Origin of the sequence: Streptomyces sp., from assembly GCF_031181705.1 — a bacterium.
Lineage (GTDB): Bacteria > Actinomycetota > Actinomycetes > Streptomycetales > Streptomycetaceae > Streptomyces.
Genome location: NZ_JAPSKN010000011.1, coordinates 37967 through 63889 on the forward strand (window position 1 = coordinate 37967; position 25923 = coordinate 63889).

Consider the following 25923-nt stretch of genomic DNA (forward strand, 5'->3'; position numbering starts at 1 on the left):
GACGGCCCAGGTGTCCTCGACGCTCCAGGGGGCCCGGCCGGCGGTCCGTGATCCCTGGCAGGAGCCGGCGGAGGCCGACCCGGACGAATCCGAAGCCGGTTCCGCCGGTACCGCTTCCGAGTCCGCCGAGCACACCCACGACCCGCACGAGGTCACGGTCCAGCTCGACGCCGTACAGCTCGGGGACGGCTTCGTCCGGCAGGTGAAGGAGGGACCCGGTGTCGCCCCCGCCGCCGACCGGCCCGTCTTCGTCGACGAGTCCGGCCGCCGCAGCCGCCGCTTCCGGCGCATAGGCATGGCCATCGCCCTGGCCTGCGGCATCTACGCCGTCGTCATCGTCGCCACGCTGCTGTCGGGCAACTCCAACGCGCCCTGGCTCCCCGTGCCCGGCCAGCAGGAGAACCCGCCGGCCGGGCAGGTCGACAGCCCGCCGCTGCCGGCGGAGTCGGCCCCGGCCTCGCACCCCGGCGCCACCGCCCCGAGCGGCACGCCGACCGCCGGCGGGACGACGGTGCCCTCGTCCGGCCCCAGCGCGTTCCGGCCGGAGGCCACCGCAGGCACCGGCCGTCCCGGCACGTCGGCCGAGCCCACGCCGAAGGCGACCCGGACCGCACCGGCCCCGGACACCGGCGCGAGCGAACCGGCCCCGAGCGAACCGGCGGACCCGCCGACCACACCGGCCACCGACCCGGCACCCACGGGCGGTTCCACGCCGGAGCCGACCACGACCACGGGCACCGGCGACGGCGGCGACACCGGCACGGTGGCCGAGGGCCCGGCCAAGCCGCAGCCTGTCGCCGGGACACCCGCGGTCTAGCCGGCCGCCGACCGTGGCGCCGGCTGTGGCGGTGGCCGTGGCGGCTGCGGCGGGACTGTTCCGGTGCATCGCCCCGGCCGGACGCCCCCTGAGGGGAGGCGCCGCCCCGCTCCGCCGGTGTCGTCCCGTCGATCCGTTCCGTCACACCCGTTCGGTGACACCGGCCCCTCACCCCGGGGCCGTCAAGGGCCGTCGGCCCGACCCCGACCCGGACCCCGCACCCCCTCCCGCCGCATCACCCGTCCCCGTATCACCCGTCCCCGCAGCACCCGACTCGCACCACCCGAGGTACCACCACCCATGGCATCCCCTGTCCGCCGTTCCGGGCCAGCGTCACGAGCCCGTGGGGGCTCCAGGCGCCGTCGCCTGCCCATGCGCCTGCTGCTGCCCCTGCTCGTGCTCGTCGCGCTGATGGCGATGCTCATGCTGCGCGGCTACGTGCACAGCGAGATCCTCGCCGACCACCGCGTCGGCCCGCCCGCCGCCAACGACCGTGTCCCGAAGGACATCCTCAAGGGCGGTCCCGTCATCGACACCCGGGACGGGAAGCCCAAGAGTCTCAAACTGCCGGACCGCGAGCTGGTCCTGACCTTCGACGACGGTCCCGACCCCGAATGGACGCCCAGGGTGCTCGACGTGCTGAAGAAGCACGACGCCCGGGCCGTCTTCTTCATCACCGGCACCATGGCCTCCCGCTACCCGGACCTCGTCCAGCGCATGGTCGACGAGGGCCACGAGATCGGCCTGCACACCTTCAACCACCCCGACCTGTCCCTGCAGAGCAGGAGCCGCGTCGACTGGGAACTGTCCCAGAACCAGCTCGCCCTGGCCGGGGCGGCCGGCATCCGCACCTCGCTGTTCCGCCCGCCCTACTCGTCGTACGCCCGGAACATGGACAACAACTCCTGGCCGGTCACCGAGTACATAGGCAGCAAGGGCTACATCACCATCGTCAACGACACCGACAGCGAGGACTGGCGCCGGCCCGGCGTCGAGAAGATCATCAGCAATGCCACACCGAAGGGCGGCAAGGGCGCCATCGTGCTGATGCACGACTCCGGCGGCGACCGTTCCCAGACCGTGGCCGCGCTCGGCCGGTACATCTCCGGACTGCAGGACAAGGGCTACCGCTTCCACACGCTCACCGGTGCCCTGGACGCCCCGAGCGCGCACAGTCCGGTCGCCGGCCTGGAGGCGCTGAAGGGCGACGCCTGGGTCTTCCTGGTGCAGGCCTCGGAGCAGATGACCGGGGTGCTCGTCGCCGGCCTGGCCGTCGTCGGCGTGCTGGTCTTCGGGCGTCTCGGGCTGATGCTGATCCTCTCCGTCGCCCACGCCCGCCGGGTCCGGCGCAAGGGCTTCCGCTGGGGAGAGCCCGTCACCGAACCGGTGTCCGTGCTCGTGCCCGCCTACAACGAGGCCAAGTGCATCGAGCAGACGGTCCGTTCCCTGGTGGCCAGCGACCACCCCATCGAGGTGCTGGTCATCGACGACGGTTCCACCGACGGCACCGCCCGCATCGTCGAGAACCTCGGCCTGCCCGGCGTGCGCGTCGTCCGCCAGCTCAACGCGGGCAAGCCGGCCGCCCTCAACCGGGGCATCGCCAACGCCCGCCACGACATCATCGTGATGATGGACGGCGACACCGTCTTCGAGCCGGCCACCGTGCGCGAACTCGTGCAGCCCTTCGGCGACCCGCGCGTCGGCGCCGTCGCCGGCAACGCCAAGGTCGGCAACCGCGACTCGCTCATCGGCGCCTGGCAGCACATCGAGTACGTGATGGGCTTCAACCTCGACCGCCGCATGTACGACGTGCTGCGCTGCATGCCCACCATCCCCGGCGCGGTCGGCGCGTTCCGGCGCAGCGCACTGGAACGGGTCGGCGGCATGAGCGACGACACGCTCGCCGAGGACACCGACATCACCATGGCCCTGCACCGCGACGGCTGGCACGTCGTCTACGCGGAGAAGGCCATCGCCTGGACCGAGGCCCCCGAGTCCGTGCAGCAGCTGTGGTCCCAGCGCTACCGCTGGTCGTACGGCACGATGCAGGCGATCTGGAAGCATCGCCGGGCCCTGGTCGACCGCGGGCCCTCGGGCCGCTTCGGCCGGGTCGGCCTGCCGCTGGTGTCGATGTTCATGGTCGTGGCGCCGCTGCTCGCCCCGCTGATCGACGTGTTCCTGCTCTACGGCCTGGTGTTCGGCCCGACCGAGAAGACCATCGGCGCCTGGCTGGGCGTCCTCGCCGTACAAGGGGTGTGCGCGGCCTACGCGTTCCACCTCGACAAGGAACGCATGACCCACCTCATCTCCCTGCCGCTGCAGCAACTCCTGTACCGGCAGCTCATGTACGTCGTCCTGCTGCAGTCCTGGATCACCGCCCTCACCGGCGGCCGGCTGCGCTGGCAGAAGCTGCGGCGCACGGGTGCGGTGGGGCTGCCCGGGGGCACGAGCGCCACGCCCCAGCAGCAGATGGACGGGAGGCCGGTCGCATGACCACGGCTCCCGCCGCCGAGGCCCCGCCGAACCCGCCGAAGGAACAGACCCCTTCGCCGAAGCCCGGGCGTGACCGCTACTTCGACCTGCTGCGCGCCCTCGCGCTGTTCCGTGTCGTGCTGTACCACCTGACCGGCTGGGCCTGGCTGCCGCTGGTGTTCCCGTCCATGGGCGTGATGTTCGCGCTCGCCGGCAACCTCATGGCCCGCTCACTGAAGCGCCCGCCGGTCCAGGTGATCCGCGGCCGCATGCGGCGGCTGCTGCCCCCGCTGTGGCTGCTGGGCGTCGTCGGCGTCACCGGCATGGTCCTGCAGGGCTGGGGTCCGGACGCGGACGGGCACCCCGGCTGGTGGTGGCTCCACCTCGCCTTCTGGATCGTGCCGTTCAGCGACCCGCCGTACGCCGAGGGGCTGCCCGGCGTGCACGGCGTCATCGGCGAGAACTGGGCGGCGGACCTCGCGGGCCCGCTGTGGTACATCCGGGCCTACCTCTGGTACGTCCTGCTGTCCCCGCTGCTGCTGAAGGCCCTGCGCGCCCTGCCGGTCCTCACGCTGTCCGCGCCGATCGTCCTGGCCGTCGCCTTCGAGCAGGGCTGGCTCGCCCTGCCCGGTGAGCGGATCCCCTCGGCGTTCACGGACTTCTCCACCTTCGGCGCCTGCTGGATCCTCGGCATGGCCCACCAGGAGGGCATCCTGCGGCGCCTGCCGCGCTACATCGTCCCGTCCGTGGCACCCGTCATCGCCCTGGCCGGCCTCTGGTACGCCCTGCACCACGACTTCGGCACCGGCAACGACCTGGACAGCATGCCGCTGGCCCAGGCCCTGTGGTCCTTCGCCACGGTGGCGCTGCTGCTGCACGTCAGCCCGTCCTGGTCCGACTGGCCGCGCCGGCTGCGCCCGTTCGCCGGCACGATCACCCTGCTCAACTCCCGGGCCGTCACGATCTACCTCTGGCACAACGTCTGCATCCTGATCGCGGCGACCCTCTGGGACCACCTGTGGGCCTTCCCCCTCCTGGAACAGAACGTCCCCGGCCTCCTGGAAAGCCCGTGGCCGGTCCTGGCCCTGACCTGGTTCCTCATCGGCGCCTGCATCCTGGCCTTCGGCTGGGCTGAGGACCTGGCGGCGAGGCAGCAGCCTCGGTTGTGGCCGAGTGGTGAGCCCCGGGGCGAGGGACGGCGCGGGGGACGGCACGGGGAGCGGAGGAGAGCGGCGACCGGCGGCTGAACCGGATCAGCCGCCGGCCAAGCCGAATCCGTACGGGCAGCCTCCGCGCGCTGATTCCCAAAAAGCGGCGGAACCTCTCATCCCGCCCGGGCGCGGGGTGAGAGCAACGTTCCCTCGCGGTCACTCACCGGCACAGGCGCGAAACGCGTCCTCCCTACCTTCGGGACCAGTCACTCGAAGTACCACCGAGTCCCGGAGCACAGTGGAGGCGTCATGACAGGCCCCGGCACGGCACCCGCACCCCCGAGCAGGGGCGGCCGCTGGATCCAGCACTGGGATCCCGAGAACGAGACGTTCTGGAAGGAGACCGGCGAGAAGGTGGCCCGCCGGAACCTCTACTTCTCCGTGCTGTCCGAGCACATCGGCTTCTCGGTCTGGACCCTGTGGTCCGTGCTGGTGCTGTTCATGGGCCCCGAGTACGGGCTGACCCCCGCCGACAAGTTCATGCTGACCTCGATGGTCACGCTGGTCGGCGCCGTCGTCCGCGTCCCCTACACCTTCGCCGTCGCCGTCTTCGGCGGACGGAACTGGACGATCATCTCGGCCGGCATGCTGCTGGTCCCGACGGTCGCCGCGTTCACCGTGATGGAGCCGGGCACCTCCTTCTCCACCTTCCTGCTGGTCGGCCTGCTCGCCGGCGTCGGCGGCGGCAACTTCGCCTCCTCCATGACCAACATCAACGCCTTCTTCCCGCTGCGGAAGAAGGGCTGGGCCCTCGGCCTGAACGCGGGCGGCGGCAACATCGGCGTACCGGTGATCCAGCTGGCCGCGCTCGCGATCATCGGCGCCGGCGGCGGCCCGCGCGTGCTGCTCGGCGTCTACATCCCGCTGATCGTCGTGGCCGCCGTGATGGCCGCGTTGTTCATGGACAACCTGGAGAACGTCAAGAACGACACCGGTGCCGCCAAGGACGCCGCCCGGGACGCCCACACGTGGATCATGTCCGTCCTCTACATCGGCACCTTCGGCTCCTTCATCGGCTACAGCTTCGCCTTCGGCCAGGTCCTGCAGAACCAGTTCGGCCGCACGCCGCTGGAGGCCGCGTACGTCACCTTCATCGGCCCGCTGCTCGGCTCGCTGATCCGTCCGCTCGGCGGCTGGCTCGCCGACCGCTACGGCGGCGCGAAGATCAGCCTGTGGAACTACGTGGCGATGGGCGTCGCGACGGCGGTCCTGATCGGTGCCTCCATGGAGAAGTCGCTGGCCCTGTTCACCGGGGCGTTCGTGGTGCTGTTCGTGCTCAGCGGGCTCGGCAACGGCTCGACGTTCAAGATGATCCCGGGCATCTTCCAGAACAAGGCGATCGCCAGGGGGCTCGAGGGTGAGGCGGCAGCGGCGTACGGGCGGCGGCTGTCGGGTGCCTCGATGGGCCTGATCGGCGCGGTGGGCGCGCTCGGCGGTGTCGGCATCAACCTGGCCTTCCGCCAGTCCTTCCTCTCCTACGGCTCCGGCACCGGCGCCTTCGTCGCCTTCCTCGCCTTCTACGCGGTGTGCTTCGCGGTCACGTGGGCCGTATACCTTCGGCGCACGGCACCCCGGGTACCCGCCACCTCGGCGGCCTCGGAGGCGAAGCCGCAGCTCAGCTACGCCGAGGTGTGACGTAACACTGGCGACATCACGCCGATCCGGGCCTGTCACGAGCCGTTGACAGGCTCGATCGGCATGCAGGTACGCCGTACCACGCAGTACGACGACTCGAGTGCGGGACGAGAGCCATGTACGAGGAAGAACGACGACCCGACCACGGACCGCTGGCGGGTTTCACCGTCGGTGTGACGGCCGCGCGCCGGGCCGATGAGCTCGGGGCGCTGCTGCAGCGGCGCGGCGCCGCCGTCCTGCACGCCCCCGCCCTGCGGATCGTGCCGCTCGCCGACGACAGCGAACTGCTGGCCGCGACGAAGGACATCATCCAGCAGGCACCCGACATCGTGGTCGCCACGACCGCGATCGGCTTCCGGGGCTGGGTCGAGGCCGCCGACGGCTGGGGCCTGGGCGAGGACCTGCTCTCCCGGCTGGGCGGCGTACGGATCCTGGCGCGCGGGCCGAAGGTGAAGGGAGCGGTCCGGGCCGCCGGGCTGACGGAGGAGTGGTCGCCTTCCTCGGAATCCATGGCGGAGGTCCTCGACCGGCTGCTGGAGGAGGGCGTGGAGGGACAGCGCGTCGCGATCCAGCTGCACGGCGAGCCGCTGCCGGGGTTCGTGGAGGCGCTGCGGGCGGGCGGGGCCGAGGTGGTCGGGGTGCCGGTGTACCGGTGGATGCCGCCGGAGGATCTCGGCCCGGTGGACCGGCTCCTCGACGCGACGGTCTCCCGGGGCCTGGACGCGATCACCTTCACCAGTGCACCCGCGGCGGCCTCGCTGCTGTCCCGGGCGGAGGAGCGCGGGCTGCTGCCCGAGGTGCTGGTCGCCCTGAGCCACGACGTGCTGCCGGCCTGCGTGGGCCCGGTCACGGCCCTGCCGCTGCAGTCCCGCGGCATTGACACGATCCAGCCCGAGCGCTTCCGGCTCGGGCCGCTCGTGCAGCTGCTCTGCCAGGAGCTGCCCGCGCGGGCGCGGGCGCTGCCGGTCGCCGGGCACCGGGTGGAGATCCGCGGTCACGCCGTGCTGGTCGACGGCGAGCTCAAGCCCGTGCCGCCGGCCGGCATGTCCCTGCTGCGCGCCCTGTCCCGGCGCCCCGGCTGGGTCGTCGCCCGCGCCGAGCTGCTGCGCGCCCTGCCCGGCTCCGGCCGCGACGAACACGCCGTCGAAACGGCCATGGCCCGCCTGCGCACGGCCCTGGGCACGCCCAAGCTCATCCAGACGGTGGTCAAACGCGGCTACCGCCTGGCCCTGGACCCGGCGACGGAGACGAAGTACGCGGACGCGTGAGGCGCGCCGGGGGTTGAGCGAGAATCCGCCGAGGTGAGTGACCGGTGCCACGACGGGTGGCCGGGTGGTCGGGGGCGTGGCCGGGTGGCTGGACGGGCGGGAGCGCGGGCCAGGGCCGTCGCGCGGTGCTGCGGATCGGCCGGGCTGTTCGGCGGTGTTGCAGTGCGGCCGGGGTGTTGGGCGATCTTGCAGCGTGACCGGTTCGTCCGGTGTCGCGTGATATGGCCGCCGGGCCGTCGCCCTGCCTTGCGGTTCGACCGGGCTGACGGGGGCTATGGGGTAAGGCCGGGCTGATGGGCGGCCTTGGACCAGGCCGGGCTGATGGGCGGTCTTGGAAGTGCGATCGGTTCGCCTGGTGGCTGGAGAGCACGGCTGGGCCGTTGCGCGGCCGTGCCGTGCGGCCGGGTTGTCGGGCGATCTCGCAGTGCGACCGGTTCGCCTGGCGGCCACGCAATACGGCCGGGCCCCCGCGCGGCCTCGGGGTGTTGCAGGTTCGTCTGGCCGCCACGGCGTGTGGCCGGGCCCCGCGCGGCCTCGGCGTGCAGCCGTATCGCCAGGCGCCAGGCAGCCCTGAGGCGTCGCCGGACCGCCACGTCCTGCCCTGCTGCCGCAGAAGTCCCCAAGCTTCCCAAGCCCCGGGAGTCCCCGCCGCAGCGGCCGGGCCGCCCCCGCCGGGACTCGCCCGGGACCCCGTCCGGACCCCTTCTCCGGCCTGCCTCCGCGTGAGGTCTTTCCGGCGCAGCCCGGGGCGGGCACTGTAAGAGGGGAACGGTTCTGGAGCCCCACTCCGGCGTCTCACCGACCTAGGCGGTGACAGGCACATGGCACTGGGTACAGCCACGGCCCCGTACGAGCTGCGGTTCGACGCCGGGCGGATCTGCCTGGATCTGCTCTCCACCACCCACCCGCAGGAGCGGCTGGACTCCCTGCCCGTGCTGCGCGCCTGGATCACCGGCTCCGGGCTGGTCCCGGCGGACACCGCCCTGGCCCACGCCGACGCCACCTGGCCGGCCGCCTTCCGCGAACTGCGCACCCAGATCGACCGGTTGGTGCGTGGCCGGCCGGGCTCCGGCGTGACGACGTACGACTTCGCGCTCGCGCGCGTCAACGACCTGGCCCGCACCGCGCCCCCGGCGCCCCGCGCGGTCCGCGGCGAAGGCGGCCGGCTCGTACGGCAGTTGGACGGCCCGCCCGACTGCGCCGCCCTGCTCGCCTGTGTGGCCCGGGACGCCGTCGACCTGCTCACCGACCCCGTCGCGCGTGCGGCCCTGCGCCAGTGCGAGGGCGACAACTGCCGCATCGTCTACCTCGACACCTCCCGTGGACGCCGCAGGCGCTGGTGCTCCAGCGAGGTCTGCGGGAACCGCGAACGCGTCGCCCGGCACCGCCGCCGTGCCGCACTCGCCCGCGCGTGAAACGGAATTGAGTGGTCCGTGCACTGAAATTCCGTGTCCTGAATGCGACTTCTGTGACCCCGCTGTCGAAGTGATTTCGATTACACGCCGTTTGTCTACGGCCCCGTAGCGAAGGCTCGACTTGATCTTGCCGGTGTGGCGGAAATGTAAAGAACGCGGGGTGGGAATGTGACCCCATGTCCCGCTCGTCACGGCAGTTCGAAGAAATCTGTCGCCTTCCTTTGAACATCCAACGGCTCGCTTCCGTACGGCTTGTGGAGCGACCGACTGGGGGAACCCCCGGACATCGGAGGTGGGCGTGCGCAAGGATTCCGTCGTGGCCAATGAACGAGCACCGAGGGCCCGACATCGCATGTCCCAGCCCTCGGAACCCGACGAGGAGCTGATGCGTGCGCTCTACCGCGAACACGCCGGACCCCTGCTGGCATACGTCCTGCGCCTGGTCGCCGGAGACCGGCAGCGCGCCGAGGACGTCGTGCAGGAAACGCTCATCCGTGCCTGGAAGAACGCCGGTCAGCTCAATCGGGCGACCGGATCGGTACGCCCCTGGCTGGTGACGGTCGCCCGGCGCATCGTCATCGACGGCCACCGCAGCCGGCAGGCCCGGCCGCAGGAGGTCGACCCGTCGCCGCTGGAGGTCATCCCCGCGGAGGACGAGATCGACAAGGCGCTGTGGCTGATGACCCTCTCGGACGCACTCGACGACCTGACCCCCGCTCACCGGGAGGTGCTCGTCGAGACGTACTTCAAGGGGCGTACCGTCAATGAGGCGGCCGAGACCCTGGGCATACCCAGCGGGACGGTCCGCTCCAGGGTGTTCTACGCCCTGCGTTCGATGAAGCTGGCACTGGAGGAGCGGGGGGTGACGGCGTGATGAGTGTTTACGGGGGTAACCAAGGGTTCGGTACGGGAGGCATGGGTATGTCTGGCCCCATGCAGGAATCTCCGGTGCCGAACGAGCACGAGACCGTGGGCGCCTACGCCCTCGGCATCCTCGACGACGCCGAAGCGACCGCCTTCGAGGCCCACCTCGCCACCTGCGAATGGTGCGCCCAGCAGCTCGACGAGCTGGCCGGCATGGAGCCCATGCTCGCCGCCCTGGCCGACCTGCCCGGCTCCGGCAGCACGCCCGCGATCGGCGAGTCGCTGTCCGCGAAGCCCCGGCCGCGCCTGGTGGAGAAGCTGGTCGACGAGGTCGCCGACCGCCGCGCCCAGAAGCGCCGCCGCAGTTTCTACATGGTGGCCGCGGCCGGCGCGCTGATCATCGGCGGCCCCTTCGTCGCGGTCGCGACGAACGGCGGCGGCGGTGACAGCGGCGGCACGCAGCAGCGCCCGCTCGCGGCGAGCCCCGCCAAGGAGGCCTTCGACGGCATCTCCGACAAGATCTCCGCCACCGACCCGACCACCAAGGTCACCGCGACGGTCGCCCTCCAGAAGAAGGACTGGGGGACGGGCGTGGTCACCGAGCTCAAGAACGTCAAGGGCCCGCTCAAGTGCGCCCTCGTCGCGGTCGGCAAGAACGGCGAGCGGGAGACCCTGTCCTCCTGGTCCGTCCCGGAGTGGGGCTACGGCCTCCCCGACGCCAGGACGGAGAAGGCCAGGCAGCCGCTGTACGTCCAGGGCGGCGCCGCCTTCGAGCCGAACGAGATCGACCACTTCGAGGTCGTGACCTTCGACGGGAAGCGGCTGGTCGAGGTCGACGCGTAGCCTTACCGGGTCCCCTTCGCGTACGGTGGACGGCTGCCCAGCACGTCAGAAGGGGGCCCGGTGGCCGCTCAGGCTCAACAGGAAGCCGCGCTCGAAGACTCCTTGAGAGCCCACGAGATCGGTGTCGAACAGGAACACCTGGACCGGGTGTACCGGCGCCTCGAGGAGAAGATCCACGAGGCGGAGTTCCTGATGAACGACGCGGCCCAGCGCGGCCAGGTCGGCACGCCCGGCGCCCTGGCCGAGCGGGACGCCCAGGTCTTCCGCGCGGGCATCCACCTCAACCGGCTCAACAACGAGTTCGAGGACTTCCTCTTCGGCCGGATCGACCTGCTGCTCGGCAAGGACGGCAAGAAGGGGCCGGACGGCGCGTACACCGCCATCGAGCCGGCCGAGGGCGCGGTGCGCCCGGACAACACCGCCGACATCGCCGAGACCCTGCACATCGGCCGCATCGGCGTGCTCGACCAGGACTACGCCCCGCTGGTCATCGACTGGCGGGCCCCGGCCGCGGCGCCGTTCTACCGGTCGACGCCCGTGGACCCCGGCCGCGTCGTGCGCCGCCGGGTCATCCGCTCCAAGGGCCGCAAGGTGCTCGGCGTCGAGGACGACCTGATGCGCCCCGAGCTCACGGCCTTCCTCGACGGCCGCGAACTGCCCGCCATCGGCGACGGCGCCCTGATGGCCGCGCTCGGCCAGGCCCGCAGCCACACCATGCGCGACATCGTCGCCTCCATCCAGGCCGAGCAGGACCTGGTCATCCGCGCCCCCGCCGCCTCCGTGACGTACGTCGAGGGCGGCCCGGGCACCGGCAAGACCGCCGTCGCCCTGCACCGCGCGGCCTACCTCCTCTACCAGGACCGGCGCCGGTACGCGGGCGGCATCCTGATCGTCTCGCCCACCCCGCTGCTCGTCGCCTACACCGAGGGCGTGCTGCCCTCCCTCGGCGAGGAGGGCCAGGTCGCCATCCGCGCCATCGGCTCCCTGGTCGAGGGCGCCGAGGCCACCCTGTACGACTCCCCGGCCGTGGCCCGCGCCAAGGGCTCCTCGCGCATGCTGAAGGTGCTGCGCAAGGCCGCGCGCGGCGCCCTGGAGCCGAACGACTCACCGACCCGGCTGCGCGTGGTCGCCTTCGGCCGCCGCCTGGAGCTGGAGGCCGAGGAGCTCGCGGGCATCCGCCGCGCCGCCCTCGGCGGCACCGCCCCCGTCAACCTGCTGCGCCCGCGCGCCCGCAAGCTCCTGCTGGACGCCCTGTGGGAGCGCTCCGGCGCGGCCGGCCGGCACACCGACCCGGAGCTCGCCGCCGAGCTGCGCTCCTCCTTCGACGAGGACATCACCTCCGAGGACGACTTCCTCGCCTTCCTCGACGCCTGGTGGCCGGAGCTGACCCCGGCCGCCGTCCTGGACGCCATGGCCGACGAGCGCCGCCTGGGCCGCTGGGCCCGGCGCCTGCTCAACCCCGGCGAGGTCCGCAAGGTCGCCCGCTCCCTCAAGCGCGACGGGTACTCCGTGCACGACATCGCGCTGCTCGACGAGCTCCAGGCGATCCTCGGCGCCCCGGCCCGCCCCCGCAGGAAGCGCGAGCTCGACCCGCTGGACCAGCTCACCGGTCTGGAGGAGCTGATGCCGGTGCGCGAGGAGACCCAGCGGGAGCGGGCCGAGCGGCTCGCCCAGGAGCGCGTCGAGTACGCCCACGTCATCGTCGACGAGGCGCAGGACCTCACCCCGATGCAGTGGCGCATGGTCGGCCGCCGCGGCCGGCACGCCACCTGGACGGTCGTCGGCGACCCGGCGCAGTCGTCCTGGTCCGACCCGGACGAGGCCGCCGAGGCCCGCGACGAGGCCCTCGGCACCCGCCCGCGCCGCCGCTTCGAGCTCACCGTGAACTACCGCAACCCGGCCGAGATCGCCGAACTCGCCGCGAAGGTCCTCGCCCTCGCGATGCCCGGCTCCGTCTCCCCGAAGGCGGTCCGCTCCACCGGTGTCGAACCGCGCTTCACGGTCGTCGAGGACACCCTGGGCGCCACCGTCCGCGAGGAGGCCGCCCGGCTGCTGGAGCGCGTCGACGGCACGGTCGGCGTGGTCGTCGCCATGCAGCGCCGCGAGGAGGCCCGCCGCTGGCTCGCCGGACTCGGCGACCGGGTCGTGGCCCTCGGCAGCCTGGAGGCCAAGGGCCTGGAGTACGACGCGACGGTGGTGGTCTCACCGGCGGAGATCGCCGACGAGTCACCGGCCGGACTGCGGGTGCTCTACGTCGCGCTGACCCGGGCAACCCAGCAGCTCACGGTCGTCTCCGCGGACCGGGACGAGCCCGACGCGGCGGGCGTGCCCGACCTGCTCAGGGACTGACGCGACGGCGGATCCCGGCCCGGGCGGCCCGTTACCCACTTGTCGGCGAAATGAACTCCCGGTACGGGAATGGCCTTACGCGATCCGTTTGTTAGCCTGGACGTGGCACCGGCCCGATCCAAGCCCCCGGGCCCAACCTTCGTCGCTACGAGCGACCACTTGCCGCGAGGCGAGCATGGCGGGTCGGTGCCACCTCATCGGGAAAGAGACCCACGTCAGCGTGACGTGGGTCTCTTTCGTCTGCCGGTTCCGCGAACAAAACGTTCGCAATAGAGGGCGGCTACCCGCTACCGAGCGGTAGGTGCGACGATCGGACGGCACAAAACAGCGTCAGGTGAAAGCAGAGGAAGTCGGCCATGGCAACGGCGCCCAGCGTCTCCTACTCGATGACGGTCCGGCTGGAGGTGCCCGCGAGCGGAACCGCCGTCTCGCAGCTCACCACCGCCGTGGAGTCCTCCGGAGGCTCGGTGACCGGCCTCGACGTCACCGCGTCCGGTCACGAGAAGCTCCGCATCGACGTCACGATCGCGGCGACCTCCACCGCGCACGCGGACGAGATCGTCGAGGAGCTGCGCGGCATCGAGGGCGTCACCCTGGGCAAGGTCTCGGACCGCACCTTCCTCATGCACCTCGGCGGCAAGATCGAGATGGCGTCGAAGCACCCGATCCGCAACCGTGACGACCTCTCCATGGTCTACACGCCCGGCGTCGCCCGCGTCTGCATGGCCATCGCCGAGAACCCCGAGGACGCCCGCCGCCTCACCATCAAGCGCAACTCCGTTGCGGTCGTGACGGACGGCTCCGCCGTGCTGGGCCTGGGCAACATCGGCCCCAAGGCCGCGCTGCCCGTCATGGAGGGCAAGGCCGCGCTCTTCAAGCGGTTCGCCGGCATCGACGCCTGGCCGATCTGCCTCGACACCCAGGACACCGACGCGATCGTCGAGATCGTCAAGGCGATCGCCCCGGGCTTCGCGGGCATCAATCTGGAGGACATCTCCGCCCCGCGCTGCTTCGAGATCGAGGCCCGGCTGCGCGAGGCGCTGGACATCCCCGTCTTCCACGACGACCAGCACGGCACCGCGATCGTCGTCCTGGCCGCGCTCACCAACGCACTGCGCGTCGCGGGCAAGGCGATCGAGAACATCCGCGTCGTGATGTCCGGCGCCGGCGCCGCCGGCACGGCCATCCTCAAGCTGCTGCTCGCCGCGGGCGTCAAGAACGCCGTCGTCGCCGACATCCACGGCGTGGTGCACGCCGGCCGCGAGGACCTGGTGGACGCCGCCCCCGACTCGGCGCTGCGCTGGATCGCCGACAACACCAACCCCGAGGGCCTCACCGGCACGCTCAAGGAGGCCGTGCGCGGCGCGGACGTCTTCATCGGCGTCTCCGCGCCGAACGTTCTGGACGGCGACGACGTGGCCGCCATGGCCGAGGACGCCATCGTGTTCGCGCTCGCGAACCCCGACCCCGAGGTCGACCCGGCAATCGCCCGTCAGACCGCGGCCGTTGTGGCCACGGGCCGCTCCGACTTCCCGAACCAGATCAACAACGTGCTGGTCTTCCCGGGCGTCTTCCGCGGCCTGCTGGACGCGCAGTCCCGCACGGTCAACACGGAGATGATGCTGGCCGCCGCGACCGCCCTGGCGAACGTGGTGACCGAGGACGAGCTGAACCCGAACTACATCATTCCGAGCGTCTTCAACGACAAGGTCGCGGGCGCGGTGGCCGGTGCGGTGCGGGAGGCGGCCAAGGCGGCCGGCGCGACGGCGAACAGCCCGTCCGCGGTCTGAGGGCGAGGCGTCCCAGGGCCTTCGGGACGGCCGTCCCCGGACTGTGAGCAACCCCACGGCAGCCGGGGGACCGGCGCGTCGCACGCCCCCCGTCAGCAGCGGAGCTATCGTGGCGGCCAGGCTCAGGCCCTCTTTTCGTGTGACTCCCCAAGGGTGTTCTCACGACTCCTGCGGGTGCCGGATTGGCTTTCCCGCCGCAGGTAGGGGCAGGATGCGTCCCTGGGCGCGAGGGTCTGACGACGGACCCGGGTCCGGGGACTCAACGAGGACCCTGGCAGCATCGGCTTCGATCTGACGCCTCAACGGCAAGATGAACACGGGAGTAACAACATGAACCGCAGTGAGCTGGTGGCCGCGCTGGCCGACCGCGCCGAGGTGACCCGCAAGGACGCCGACGCCGTGCTGGCCGCGTTCGCCGACGTCGTCGGCGACATCGTCTCCAAGGGGGACGAGAAGGTCACCATCCCCGGCTTCCTGACCTTCGAGCGCACCCACCGTGCCGCTCGCACCGCCCGCAACCCGCAGACCGGCGAGCCCATCCAGATCCCGGCCGGCTACAGCGTGAAGGTCTCCGCGGGCTCGAAGCTCAAGGAAGCCGCCAAGGGCAAGTAACCCTGTCGTCCGTACGCCGGCGGTGTACGGGCCACAGTGAGTGACATCAAAGGGGCGGCCACCCGGTTCCGGGTGGCCGCCCCTTTGGCGTGACTGCGGGCGCTTACCCGAGCGCCTTGCCGGGCAGTTCCACCTTCGCGCCCAGCTCCACGAGCTTCTCCATGAAGTTCTCGTAGCCGCGGTTGATCAGGCCGATGCCGTGGACCCGGGACGTGCCCTGGGCCGCCAGGGCCGCGATGAGGTACGAGAAGCCGCCGCGCAGGTCCGGGATGACCAGGTCGGCGCCCTGGAGCCTGGTGGGGCCGGAGACGACCGCGGAGTGCAGGAAGTTGCGCTGGCCGAAGCGGCAGTGGGAGCCGCCCAGGCACTCGCGGTAGAGCTGGATGTGGGCGCCCATCTGGTTCAGCGCGGACGTGAAGCCCAGGCGGGACTCGTAGACCGTCTCGTGGATGATGGACAGGCCCGTGGCCTGCGTCAGGGCGACCACCAGCGGCTGCTGCCAGTCGGTCTGGAAGCCCGGGTGGACGTCCGTCTCCAGCGCGATGGACTTCAGCTGACCGCCGGGGTGCCAGAAGCGGATGCCCTCGTCGTCGATCTCGAAGGCACCGCCCACCTTGCGGTAGGTGTTCAGGAACGTCATCATCGAGCGCTGCTGCGCCCCGCGGACGTAGATGTTGCCCTCGGTGGCCAGCGCCGCCGACGCCCAGGACGCGGCCTCCAGGCGGTCCGGCAGGGCGCGGTGGTTGTAGCCGCCGAGCTGGTCCACACCCGTGATGCGGATCGTCCGGTCGGTGTCCATCGCGATGATCGCGCCCATCTTCTGCAGCACGCAGATGAGGTCCTCGATCTCCGGCTCGACGGCCGCGTTGGACAACTCCGTGACGCCCTCGGCGAGGACGGCCGTCAGCAGCACCTGCTCGGTCGCGCCCACGGACGGGTAGGGCAGCCGGATCTTCGTGCCGCGCAGCCGCCGCGGCGCCTCCAGGTACTGGCCGTCCGCCCGCTTCTCGATCTTCGCGCCGAACTGCCGCAGCACCTCGAAGTGGAAGTCGATGGGCCGGCCGCCGATGTCGCAGCCGCCGAGGCCGGGGATGAAGGCGTGGCCCAGGCGGTGCAGCAGCGGGCCGCAGAACAGGATCGGGATACGGCTGGAACCGGCGTGGGCATCGATGTCGGCGACGTTCGCGCTCTCCACGCGCGTCGGGTCCATCACCAGTTCGCCGGGCTCGTCACCCGGACGGACCGTCACACCGTGCAGCTGCAGCAGACCCCGTACGACTCGCACGTCGCGGATGTCCGGAACATTGCGCAGCCGGCTCGGAGCGCTGCCGAGCAGCGCCGCCACCATGGCCTTCGGTACGAGGTTCTTCGCACCGCGGACACGGATCTCGCCCTCCAGCGGGGTTCCGCCGTGGACAAGCAGGACATCGTCGTTGACGGTCATGAATCTCGCGTTCCGTGGAGTCGGGCAGGGGCCAGGAGGGAAAGGGTAATCGCCCTCCACCCCCCTTCTGTAAGCCTGAGGCGGACCCGGCCGCGTCATAGCTCTGTCACAACACGAACCGTTCCGTGCCGGGCACGTGGGGTGACGATCACCTTCGTGCGCGGCGGGCGCATCGGTGCGCCCTGAGCTGCGCGCACTCCGGACGCCCGCATCGCTCCCCACGGGAGGGGAAGATGCGGGATCATGTCTGGCATGACCGAGGTGTCCTCGCTCACAGGGCGGTTGCTCGTGGCCACGCCCGCCCTGGCGGACCCGAACTTCGACCGCGCGGTGGTGCTGCTCCTCGACCACGACGAGGAGGGGTCCCTCGGTGTCGTCCTCAACCGCCCCACCCCGGTGGACGTGGGCGACATCCTGGAGGGCTGGGGGGATCTCGCCGTCGAGCCCGGCGTGGTCTTCCAGGGCGGCCCGGTGTCGCTGGACTCGGCCCTCGGGGTCGCCGTCGTCCCCGGCGGCGCGACCGGGGAGGCCGCTCCGCTGGGCTGGCGCCGGGTGCACGGCGCGATCGGGCTGGTCGACCTGGAGGCGCCGCCCGAGCTGCTGGCCTCCGCCCTCGGCTCCCTGCGGATCTTCGCCGGGTACGCCGGCTGGGGCCCGGGCCAGCTGGAGGACGAGCTGGTCGACGGCGCCTGGTACGTCGTCGAGTCCGAGCCCGGCGACGTGTCCTCCCCGTCCCCGGAGCGGCTATGGCGCGAGGTGCTGCGCCGCCAGCGCAACGAGCTGGCGATGGTGGCGACGTACCCCGACGACCCTTCGCTCAACTGATGCGTGTGAGCTTCAGTACCCTTGGGCCTATGAGCACTCTCGAGCCCGAGCGCGGGACTGGTACGGGGACCCTCGTAGAGCCGACGCCGCAGACCTCTCACGGTGACGGTGACCACGAGCGCTTCGCCCATTACGTCCAGAAGGACAAGATCATGGCGAGCGCCCTCGACGGCACCCCCGTCGTGGCGCTGTGCGGCAAGGTCTGGGTTCCGGGCCGCGACCCGAAGAAGTACCCCGTGTGTCCCATGTGCAAGGAGATCTACGAGTCCATGGGCTCCGGCGGCGACGACAAGGGCAAGGGCGACAAGTAGGCCCGGTCCGCGCGGTGTAAAGCCTCCAGGGTGCGTTTTGCGTGCCCTGGAGGCTTTTGTGCTGTCCGGGCGTTGCACGGGGTGCGTCTGCCGGTCACAGAGTGGTTGAGACCTCTTGTGGGCGTGTTCATGCAGTCCCTAGCCTCCGAAGTGTTGTGCACAGCGAAACCTTCATTGCGCATGTTGCAACACTCCCTCGGAGGAGCACTCCATGAAGCTGTCCGCCCGTCTCGTCGGCCTCGGTGCGCTCGCCGCCCTCCTGGCCACCGCCTGCGCCCCCCAGACCTCCGGCAACACCTCCTCCGACAAGGACGAGAAGACCGGCACGCTGCGCGTGTGGCTCTTCCAGGAGGTCGGCAACGCGCCCAAGGAGAAGGTCGTCGACTCCGTCGTCGCCGACTTCGAGAAGGCCCACGAGGGCACCGAGGTCGACGTCGAGTACATCCCCATCGACACCCGCGCCCAGCGCGTCAAGGCCGCCTTCAACGACCCCGCCTCCGCTCCGGACGTCATGGAGTACGGCAACACCGACACGGCCGGCTACGTGAAGGACGGCGGACTCCTCGACGTCACCGAGGAGTTCGGCGACTGGGGCGAGGCGAAGGACACCGACCCGACCGCGAAGCAGTCGGTCACCGTGGACGGCAAGGTCTACGGCGCACCCTTCTACGTCGGCGTGCGCGCCCTGTACTACCGCACGGACGTCTTCAAGGAACTCGGCCTGTCCGTCCCGAGGACGATGGCCGAACTCGCCTCCACCGCCCGCGAGATACGCGCGGCCAAGCCGGAGCTGTACGGCCTGGTCGTCGGCGGCGCCTACACCTACGGCGCGATGCCGTTCGTGTGGGCCAACGGCGGTGAGCTCGCGAGCGGCGAGGGCGGCTCGTACGCCTCCGGCATCGACAGCCCGCAGGCCCGCAAGGGCATCAAGGCGTACACCTCCCTCTTCGGCGACGACAACTGCCCGGCCGCCAAGTGCGCGGGCATGGGCGGCAACGACACGATCTCCGCGTTCGCCGCGGGCAAGGCCGGCATGGCCATCGGCGGCGACTTCAGCCACACCGCCGTCGAGGCCGGGAAGGTCAAGGGCAAGTACGCCGTCGCCCCGCTGCCGGGGGTGAAGCCCGGCTCGATCGCGCCCGCCTTCGCCGGCGGCAACAACATCGGCGTCCTGAAGAGCACCTCGCACCGGACGCTCGCCGTCGACCTGATGCGGCGGCTGGCCTCCAAGAAGACCCAGACCGAGCTCTTCGACGCGATGGGCTTCCTGCCGACCTTCACGGACGTGCGCCAGCAGGTCGCCCGGGAGGAGCCCTTCGTGAAGCCCTTCGTCCAGACCCTCTCGGCCGGCACCAGGTTCGTCCCCGCGTCCCCGGCCTGGGCCCAGATCGACTCCCAGCTCGTCCTGCCGACCATGTTCCAGGAGGTCATCAGCGGCAAGAAGGACGTCGCGCAGGCCTCCGAGGACGCCGCGAAGAAGATGAACACCGCGTTCGGCTCCGCGGGGTGAACGGCATGAACGACCGCACGGAGCAGGCGGGGAGCGGCTGTCCTGGGGCGGGATCGGCGCAGGCCGCCGACTCCGCTGCGACGGCGGGGGCCGGGGTCGGACCGGTGGGGGCCGACGCCACCGCGAGCGAGACGGCCGGAGCCGCTGTGGCCGGGAGCGGGCCGGACGGGAGCGGGGCGGCTGGTTCGTGCGGGAGCGCGCCCGCCGTGGAGACCGGTTCGGCCGGGAGCGCGCCCGCCATGGCGGCCGGGCCGGCCGGTTGCGGCGCGGTGGGTGGTGGGGAGCCGGGAGGCGAACGCGGCCCGGGGGCCGGCCGGTCTGCCGCGCCTGCGGCGGCCGTCGCCGAGGTGCTCGTGGCGTCGGCCGGGCCGCCCTCGGGTCCCGTCCCCGCCACCGTCGCGGACGCCGGTGAGCCGCGCGTGGCAAAGGCCCGTGAGGGCCGTGGGGCGCGCCGGGGCGCGGCCGGGGCCTCGCCGCTCGTGTCGGGTGGGTGGACGCCCTGGCTGTACCTCGCGCCCGCCCTTGTCGTACTCGGCGGACTGCTCGTCTACCCGATCTACCAGCTCGGGCTGATCTCGTTCTTCCAGTACACGCAGGCGCAGGTGAGCGGCGGGGAGCCGGCCACCTTCGAGGGGTTCGGGAACTACGCCGAGCTGTTCGGGGACCCCCAGTTCTGGCAGGTGCTGCTCGCCACCGTGCTGTTCGCGACGGCCTGCGTCGTCTCCACCCTCGCGGCCGGATGCGCCCTGGCCGTGCTGCTCACCCGCGTGCGGTCCGTACCGCGCCTCGCGCTGATGCTCGCCGCCCTCGGCGCGTGGGCTACCCCGGCCGTGACCGGGTCCACGGTGTGGCTGTTCCTCTTCGACCCGGACTTCGGCCCGGTCAACCGGATGCTGGGCCTCGGCGACCACTCCTGGACGTACGGCCGGATCAGCGCCTTCTTCCTCGTCCTGCTCGAAGTGGTCTGGTGCTCCTTCCCGTTCGTGATGGTGACCGTGTACGCCGGCATCCGCGCCGTACCCACGGAGGTGCTGGAGGCCGCCTCCCTCGACGGCGCCTCCCAGTGGCGGATCTGGCGCTCCGTCCTCGCCCCGATGCTCAGGCCGATCCTGGTCGTCGTCACGATCCAGTCGGTCATCTGGGACTTCAAGGTCTTCACGCAGATCTACGTCATGACGAACGGCGGCGGCATCGCCGGCCAGAACCTGGTCCTGAACGTCTACGCCTACCAACAGGCCTTCGCGTCCTCGCAGTACGGTCTCGGCTCCGCGATCGGCGTCGTGATGCTGCTGATCCTGCTCGCCGTCACCCTGGTGTACCTGCGGCTGCTGCGCCGGCAGGGGGAGGAACTGTGAATCTTCTTCGCGCCCGTGTGCGCCGTCCGGGCCGGTTGGCCGCCGAGGCATCCGCCCTGCTGATCGCGGTCGTCGTCGCCTTCCCCCTCTACTGGATGGTGCTCAGCGCCTTCAAACCGGCCGGGGAGATCGAGTCGAGCGAACCCAGGCCGTGGACACTCGCGCCTTCCCTGGATTCCTTCCAACGCGTCCTCGGACAACAGGAATTCGGCCGCTACTTCCTCAACAGCCTCATCGTCGCGGGCAGTGTCGTCATCGCCTCCGCGCTGATCGCGTTTCTCGCCGCGACCGCCGTGACGCGATTCCGCTTCCGTATGAGGACCACCCTGCTGATCATGTTTCTGGTGGCCCAGATGGTGCCCGTGGAAGCCCTCACGATCCCCTTGTTCTTCCTCATGCGGGACGCCGGTCAGCTGAACACGCTGGGTTCGCTGATCCTGCCCCACATCGCCTTCTCGCTGCCCTTCGCGATCTGGATGCTGCGGGGGTTCGTGAAAGCCGTTCCGGAGGCGTTGGAGGAGGCCGCGTACATCGACGGGGCGAGCCGGGCGCGATTTCTGTGGCAGATCCTTTTCCCCCTCGTCCTGCCGGGTCTCGTGGCCACCAGCGTGTTCTCCTTCATCTCCGCCTGGAACGACTTCCTGTTCGCCAAGTCGTTCATCATCAGCGACACCTCGCAGTCGACGCTGCCGATGGCCCTGCTGGTCTTCTACAAGCCCGACGACCCGGACTGGGGCGGTGTCATGGCCGCTTCCACGGTGATGACGATTCCGGTCCTGGTCTTCTTCGTACTCGTACAGCGGCGCCTGGTCTCCGGACTGGGCGGAGCGGTGAAGGACTGACGTGACTCCTCCCGACGTGACCACTGAGGACGTGACTCCTCCTGGGGCGGGCCTGATTCCGGCGCCCCTGCGCATCGAGACCGGGAACGGGCCGGGGTTCGTGCTCGACGCGGACACCGGCGTGGCGGCGGGCCCCGGCGCGGAGCGGGCCGCGCGGTGGCTGCGGGCGACCGTGGGCGCGGCGACCGGCCTGCCGCTGGACCCGGGCACCGGCGGCGCGGGCGGTCTCCACCTGCGGGTCCGGCCCGATCTCGGCGGGCCCGAGGCGTACCGCCTCACGGTGGGCGCCGGGCGGGTCCTCATCGAAGGGGGCAGCGCTGCCGGCCTGTTCTGGGGTGCCCAGACCTTCCGGCAGCTTCTCGGCCCCGAGGCCTTCCGCCGCGCGCCGGTGTCCGGCGAGCGGGCGTGGGAACTGCCCGCCGTCACCGTCGAGGACGCCCCCCGGTTCCGCTGGCGCGGCCTGATGCTCGACGTCGCCCGGCACTTCATGCCCAAGGAAGGCGTTCTGCGTTACCTCGATCTGATGGCGGCGCACAAACTCAACGTCTTCCACTTCCACCTGACGGACGACCAGGGCTGGCGCATCGAGATCGAGCGGCACCCGCGGCTGACCGAGGTCGGCTCCTGGCGCGCCCGGACCAAAACAGGCCACCGCGCCTCCCCCTTGTGGGAGGAGAAGCCGCACGGCGGCTACTACACCCAGGACGACATCCGGGAGATCGTCGCCTACGCCGCCGAGCGGCATATCACCGTCGTCCCCGAAATCGACGTACCCGGACACTCGCAGGCCGCCATCGCCGCGTACCCGGAACTCGGCAACACCGACGTCATCGACACCTCCGCGCTCTCCGTGTGGGACACCTGGGGAATCAACCCGAACGTACTCGCCCCCACCGACAACACCCTGCGCTTCTACGAGGGCGTCCTCGAAGAGGTGCTGGCGCTGTTCCCCTCGGAGTTCGTCCACATCGGCGGCGACGAATGCCCCAAGGAGCAGTGGCGGCGGTCGGAGGCGGCCCAGGCGCGCATCCGAGAACTCGGGCTCGCGGACGAGGACGAGCTCCAGTCCTGGTTCGTCCGGCACTTCGACACCTGGCTCGCCGCGCGCGGGCGCCGGCTGATCGGCTGGGACGAGATCCTGGAGGGCGGTCTGGCCGAGGGCGCGACCGTGTCGTCCTGGCGCGGCTACGCCGGGGGCATCGCCGCCGCCCGGGCCGGCCACGACGTCGTCATGTGCCCCGAGCAGCAGGTGTACCTGGACCACCGTCAGGCGCCGGGCCCCGAGGAGCCGGTACCGATCGGGTGGGTCCGCACCCTGGAGGACGTCTACCGGTTCGAGCCCGTTCCCCCGGAGCTGACGCCCGATGAGGCCCGGCATGTGCTGGGCACCCAGGCCAACCTGTGGACGGAGGTGATGGAGGACCACGCGCGCGTGGACTACCAGGCGTTCCCCCGGCTCGCCGCCTTCTCCGAGGTCGCCTGGAGCGCCCTGCCCGCCCCGGCGGAACGGGACTTCGCCGGTTTCGAGCGCCGTATGGCCGCCCACTACCGGCGGCTCGACGCCCTGGGCGTCGCTTACCGGCCACCCGCCGGCCCGCTGCCCTGGCAGCGGCGACCCGGGGTGCTGGGCCGCCCGATCGACGGCCCGCCGCCCCGCCGGTAGCACCGGCCGCCACGACCGAACAGCTCGAACAGGCCACGGAAAAAGCGCACAAGGGTCACCGAAAGTGCCAATCGGCATGCACTGGTGAACCTGTGCGAAAACGGACCATCTCCCCGGTGAGGTGGGCGAATGCCTCCTAGCGGACCCGTGTCTTCGGCTCTCGCCAAGATGTGCCAGAGTTGCCACGTCCGCCCTGTCAGCACGTACCGTACGGCAGCACAGGTGGGACCAGGTGGGGCAGCGGGAAGGGGCAGCCGGTTTGACCACGCACGCACCGCAGGCGGCGCAGGCCGTCACGCTGCCCACGACGCTGGACGAGGCCGTCGCGGCACTCACCGCCGTGCCCGCCGCCGTGCCCGTCGCGGGCGGCACCGACCTGATGGCCGCCGTCAACTCCGGGCAGCTCAGGCCCGCCGCGCTGGTGGGTCTCGGCCGGATCAGCGAGATCCGCGGCTGGCAGTACCAGGACGGTCACGCGCTGCTGGGGGCCGGCCTCACGCACGCGCGCATGGGACGCCCCGACTTCGCGGCGCTCATCCCCGCGCTCGCCGCCGCCGCGCGCGCCGCCGGCCCGCCGCACATCCGCAACGCGGGCACCCTCGGTGGCAACATCGCCTCGGCCGCCCCCACCGGCGACGCGCTGCCGGTGCTGGCCGCCCTGGAGGCGACCCTGATCATCGCGGGCCCGGGCGGAGCCCGCCGGGAGATCCCGGTGTCCCACCTGCTGGCCGGGATGGACACGCTGCGCGCCGGTGAACTCATCGGCTACGTGCGCGTGCCGCTGCTGCACGCCCCACAGGTCTTCCTGAAGGCGACCGGCCGCACCGGCCCGGGTCGCGCGGTCGCCTCCGTGGCGCTGGTCCTGGACCCCGCGCGCCGGGGCGTGCGCTGCGCGGTGGGCGCCATAGCGCCGATGCCGCTGCGGCCCCTGGAGGCCGAGCAGTGGGTCGGCCGGCTCATCGACTGGGACAACAGCCGCACGCTCGTCCCCGAGGCCCTGAACGCCTTCGGGGAGTACGTCGCCGCGGCCTGCATCCCCGACGCGGCCCCGGGTGAGGACGGCTCCGTACCGCAGCTCCCGCCCGCCGTACTGCACCTGCGGCGCACCGTCGCCGCGCTGGCCCGACGAGCACTGGGGAGGGCGCTGTCGTGACCGACGACCAGCACGGAGAGGGCACGCCCCGCAGCGCGAGCCGCTGGGACCCGCTGCCCCAGGGCGAGTACGACGACGGCGCCACCGCCTTCGTGGAACTGCCCGAGGGGGGCGTCGACGCCCTGCTGGCCGCCGACAGCCCGCTCGCCGCGCCGGGCCACGGCTACGTACCGCCGCAGATAACGGTCGCCCCCGCCACGACCGCGGGCACCGACCCGGCGGCCACGGGCGCGTGGCCGGTGCCCGGCGCGCCCGTCGACGGCGCCCAGTGGCACGACCCGCACGCGGCGCACCAGCAGCAGGGCCAGGACGCCGGGGAGCAGCCGTACGGCACCTCCGACGCGCCGTACGGCTCCGGCGCCGGGCAGCACGGCGGTGACGACCGCTTCACCCCGTACGACCCGGGCCTCACCGGGCAGTGGACCTTCGAGGAGCCGGCGGCGGCGGAGACCGCGCCCGGACACGACGTGACCGGGCAGTGGTCCATCCCCGTCGCCGGGGGGGACCTGCCGGACGAGTCGGGCGAGTTCACGACCTCGTCCCTGGTCGAGCAGTGGGGCGGCACGCCGCCGTCCACGCTCCCGGGCGGCGCGCCCGCCCCCTGGGCGACCCAGGCGGCCGGCCGGCCGTGGGGACAGCAGGCTCCGCAGGATTCGGCGGGGCAGGACGGGGCGTACCCGCAGGGGGGCGAGCCGGGGCACGGATACGGCCAGGGCGTCGGCCACGACCCGGGTCACCCGGACAACGCGCCCCACGGGCACGACCCGGCGCACGGGCACGGGGCCGAGCAGGGGCAGGCGCACGGTGCCGAGCAAGGGCACGGGTTCCTGCCCGGGCAGGGCCACGGCCGGCCGGAGGACGCCGGGCCCGCCGCCTCCGGATACCCGGCGGAGCCGGGCACGCGGGGCGCGCACGCCCCGGAGCAACCTCCCGCCGGATCGCTGCCGCACGAGACGGCCCCGGGGCACGCGACCCACCTGCCGCACGGCGCGGGCCCGGCTGAGCACACGGCACCGCAGCACGCCGCCGGACCGTCGACGCCCGGCCACGCGCCGGAGCAGTCCGGCTTCGCGGCTCCCGGGACGGATCCCCGGGGCTTCACGGACGCCGCCACAGAGCCCTCGGGCGCCGCCGACGGGCCGGACCGGGCGGAGACCGCCGGTCCCGGGCCGGAGGGCTCGGGCTTCGCCGGCCAGGGGCAGGCGTCCGGCGACTTCACCGGTCACGGGCCGAAGTCCCCGGGATTCGCCGGCCACGCGGAGGGGGCCTCGGGCCTCGCCGGCCACGAGCCGGAGTCCGCCGACTTCGCCGGCCACGCGCGGGAGTCCGCGGGCTACGCCGACCCCACGCCCGGCCCCTCCGGCTACGCCGACCACGAGGCGTCGCCGGGCTTCCCCGGCCACGCCCCGGAGCGGACCGGCGAACACGGTCACGAGCCGCAGCGGCCGGACCTGTCCGGCCATGGACCGGACCAGCCGGGCGCACCCGGTCACGGACCGGAGCACGCGGGCGTACCGGGTCACGGACCGGAGCACGCGGGCGTA

Annotated in this window: 19 protein-coding genes and 1 pseudogene; 19 read left to right on the top strand and 1 reads right to left on the bottom strand. The window is 72.0% G+C overall.

All coding sequences use genetic code 11. From position 1 onward, the window contains the following. The 11 genes from RIN80_RS04380 to RIN80_RS04430 form a co-directional block, all read left to right on the top strand. Window positions 1-817, top strand: an 817-nt coding sequence (locus RIN80_RS04380) for a hypothetical protein (protein WP_309094136.1), incomplete at its 5' end; no start/stop codon positions are given. Between the two features lie 300 nt (window positions 818-1117). Beyond that, window positions 1118-3310 (top strand): bifunctional polysaccharide deacetylase/glycosyltransferase family 2 protein, encoded by a 2193-nt coding sequence (locus RIN80_RS04385; protein ID WP_309094137.1) that lies wholly within the window; start codon window positions 1118-1120, stop codon window positions 3308-3310. Next, window positions 3307-4536 (top strand): acyltransferase family protein, encoded by a 1230-nt coding sequence (locus RIN80_RS04390; RefSeq protein WP_309094138.1) that lies wholly within the window; start codon window positions 3307-3309, stop codon window positions 4534-4536. Before RIN80_RS04385 ends, RIN80_RS04390 begins: the two co-directional genes overlap by 4 nt. 213 nt (window positions 4537-4749) lie before the next feature. Next, window positions 4750-6135, top strand: a complete 1386-nt coding sequence (locus RIN80_RS04395) for a nitrate/nitrite transporter (protein WP_309094139.1) — start codon at window positions 4750-4752, stop codon at window positions 6133-6135. 116 nt (window positions 6136-6251) lie between these two features. Further along, a complete protein-coding gene (locus RIN80_RS04400; protein WP_309094140.1) occupies window positions 6252-7403 on the top strand; it encodes a uroporphyrinogen-III synthase in 1152 nt (383 codons plus the stop codon). 821 nt (window positions 7404-8224) lie between these two features. Continuing rightward, the gene (locus RIN80_RS04405) at window positions 8225-8818 is read left to right on the top strand and encodes an ABATE domain-containing protein (RefSeq protein ID WP_309094141.1); all 594 of its coding nucleotides are present in this window, start codon (window positions 8225-8227) and stop codon (window positions 8816-8818) included. 352 nt (window positions 8819-9170) lie between these two features. Beyond that, on the top strand, window positions 9171-9692 hold the full coding sequence (locus RIN80_RS04410) for a sigma-70 family RNA polymerase sigma factor (protein WP_010039908.1): 522 nt from the start codon (window positions 9171-9173) through the stop codon (window positions 9690-9692). Next, the gene (locus RIN80_RS04415) at window positions 9692-10525 is read left to right on the top strand and encodes a zf-HC2 domain-containing protein (protein ID WP_309094142.1); all 834 of its coding nucleotides are present in this window, start codon (window positions 9692-9694) and stop codon (window positions 10523-10525) included. Before RIN80_RS04410 ends, RIN80_RS04415 begins: the two co-directional genes overlap by 1 nt. 60 nt (window positions 10526-10585) lie before the next feature. Next, complete coding sequence (locus RIN80_RS04420) at window positions 10586-12874, top strand: UvrD-helicase domain-containing protein (protein ID WP_309094143.1); 2289 nt, start codon at window positions 10586-10588, stop codon at window positions 12872-12874. 356 nt (window positions 12875-13230) lie between these two features. Further along, window positions 13231-14664: an NAD-dependent malic enzyme gene (locus RIN80_RS04425; protein WP_309094144.1), complete on the top strand. Its 1434-nt coding sequence runs from the start codon at window positions 13231-13233 to the stop codon at window positions 14662-14664. 330 nt (window positions 14665-14994) lie between these two features. Then, window positions 14995-15276 (top strand): HU family DNA-binding protein, encoded by a 282-nt coding sequence (locus RIN80_RS04430; RefSeq protein WP_003990598.1) that lies wholly within the window; start codon window positions 14995-14997, stop codon window positions 15274-15276. A 103-nt stretch (window positions 15277-15379) separates the two neighbouring features. On the opposite strand, the gene murA is transcribed toward RIN80_RS04430, so the two are convergent. Further along, the gene (gene murA, locus RIN80_RS04435) at window positions 15380-16720 is read right to left on the bottom strand and encodes a UDP-N-acetylglucosamine 1-carboxyvinyltransferase (protein ID WP_309094145.1); all 1341 of its coding nucleotides are present in this window, start codon (window positions 16718-16720) and stop codon (window positions 15380-15382) included. Between the two features lie 252 nt (window positions 16721-16972). Between murA and RIN80_RS04440 the strand changes: the two genes are divergently transcribed. The 8 genes and pseudogenes from RIN80_RS04440 to RIN80_RS04475 form a co-directional block, all read left to right on the top strand. Then, a complete protein-coding gene (locus RIN80_RS04440) occupies window positions 16973-17545 on the top strand; it encodes a YqgE/AlgH family protein (RefSeq protein WP_309094146.1) in 573 nt (190 codons plus the stop codon). Window positions 17546-17574: 29 nt separating this feature from the next. Beyond that, the gene (locus tag RIN80_RS04445; RefSeq protein ID WP_031113140.1) at window positions 17575-17856 is read left to right on the top strand and encodes a DUF3039 domain-containing protein; all 282 of its coding nucleotides are present in this window, start codon (window positions 17575-17577) and stop codon (window positions 17854-17856) included. 211 nt (window positions 17857-18067) lie between these two features. Next, the gene (locus RIN80_RS04450; RefSeq protein WP_309094147.1) at window positions 18068-19366 is read left to right on the top strand and encodes an extracellular solute-binding protein; all 1299 of its coding nucleotides are present in this window, start codon (window positions 18068-18070) and stop codon (window positions 19364-19366) included. Between the two features lie 419 nt (window positions 19367-19785). Further along, the gene (locus tag RIN80_RS04455; RefSeq protein ID WP_375141610.1) at window positions 19786-20721 is read left to right on the top strand and encodes a carbohydrate ABC transporter permease; all 936 of its coding nucleotides are present in this window, start codon (window positions 19786-19788) and stop codon (window positions 20719-20721) included. Beyond that, on the top strand, window positions 20718-21563 hold the full coding sequence (locus RIN80_RS04460; protein ID WP_309094148.1) for a carbohydrate ABC transporter permease: 846 nt from the start codon (window positions 20718-20720) through the stop codon (window positions 21561-21563). Before RIN80_RS04455 ends, RIN80_RS04460 begins: the two co-directional genes overlap by 4 nt. Before the next feature lie 16 nt (window positions 21564-21579). Continuing rightward, the gene (locus tag RIN80_RS04465; protein WP_309094149.1) at window positions 21580-23226 is read left to right on the top strand and encodes a beta-N-acetylhexosaminidase; all 1647 of its coding nucleotides are present in this window, start codon (window positions 21580-21582) and stop codon (window positions 23224-23226) included. Window positions 23227-23485: 259 nt separating this feature from the next. Further along, entirely contained in the window at window positions 23486-24379 is an 894-nt protein-coding gene (locus RIN80_RS04470; protein ID WP_309094150.1) for an FAD binding domain-containing protein, read from the top strand. Next, a pseudogene (locus RIN80_RS04475) lies at window positions 24376-25923 on the top strand (hypothetical protein); the annotation flags it as partial. The gene RIN80_RS04470 and the pseudogene RIN80_RS04475, both read left to right, overlap by 4 nt.

Coding starts and splice junctions, on each gene's coding strand:
- RIN80_RS04385 (WP_309094137.1), top strand. CDS start 1,118: ATGGCATCCCCTGTCCGCCGTTCCGGGCCAGCGTCACGAGCCCGTGGG.
- RIN80_RS04390 (WP_309094138.1), top strand. CDS start 3,307: ATGACCACGGCTCCCGCCGCCGAGGCCCCGCCGAACCCGCCGAAGGAA.
- RIN80_RS04395 (WP_309094139.1), top strand. CDS start 4,750: ATGACAGGCCCCGGCACGGCACCCGCACCCCCGAGCAGGGGCGGCCGC.
- RIN80_RS04400 (WP_309094140.1), top strand. CDS start 6,252: ATGTACGAGGAAGAACGACGACCCGACCACGGACCGCTGGCGGGTTTC.
- RIN80_RS04405 (WP_309094141.1), top strand. CDS start 8,225: ATGGCACTGGGTACAGCCACGGCCCCGTACGAGCTGCGGTTCGACGCC.
- RIN80_RS04410 (WP_010039908.1), top strand. CDS start 9,171: ATGTCCCAGCCCTCGGAACCCGACGAGGAGCTGATGCGTGCGCTCTAC.
- RIN80_RS04415 (WP_309094142.1), top strand. CDS start 9,692: ATGAGTGTTTACGGGGGTAACCAAGGGTTCGGTACGGGAGGCATGGGT.
- RIN80_RS04425 (WP_309094144.1), top strand. CDS start 13,231: ATGGCAACGGCGCCCAGCGTCTCCTACTCGATGACGGTCCGGCTGGAG.
- RIN80_RS04430 (WP_003990598.1), top strand. CDS start 14,995: ATGAACCGCAGTGAGCTGGTGGCCGCGCTGGCCGACCGCGCCGAGGTG.
- murA (WP_309094145.1), bottom strand. CDS start 16,720: ATGACCGTCAACGACGATGTCCTGCTTGTCCACGGCGGAACCCCGCTG.
- RIN80_RS04440 (WP_309094146.1), top strand. CDS start 16,973: ATGACCGAGGTGTCCTCGCTCACAGGGCGGTTGCTCGTGGCCACGCCC.
- RIN80_RS04445 (WP_031113140.1), top strand. CDS start 17,575: ATGAGCACTCTCGAGCCCGAGCGCGGGACTGGTACGGGGACCCTCGTA.
- RIN80_RS04450 (WP_309094147.1), top strand. CDS start 18,068: ATGAAGCTGTCCGCCCGTCTCGTCGGCCTCGGTGCGCTCGCCGCCCTC.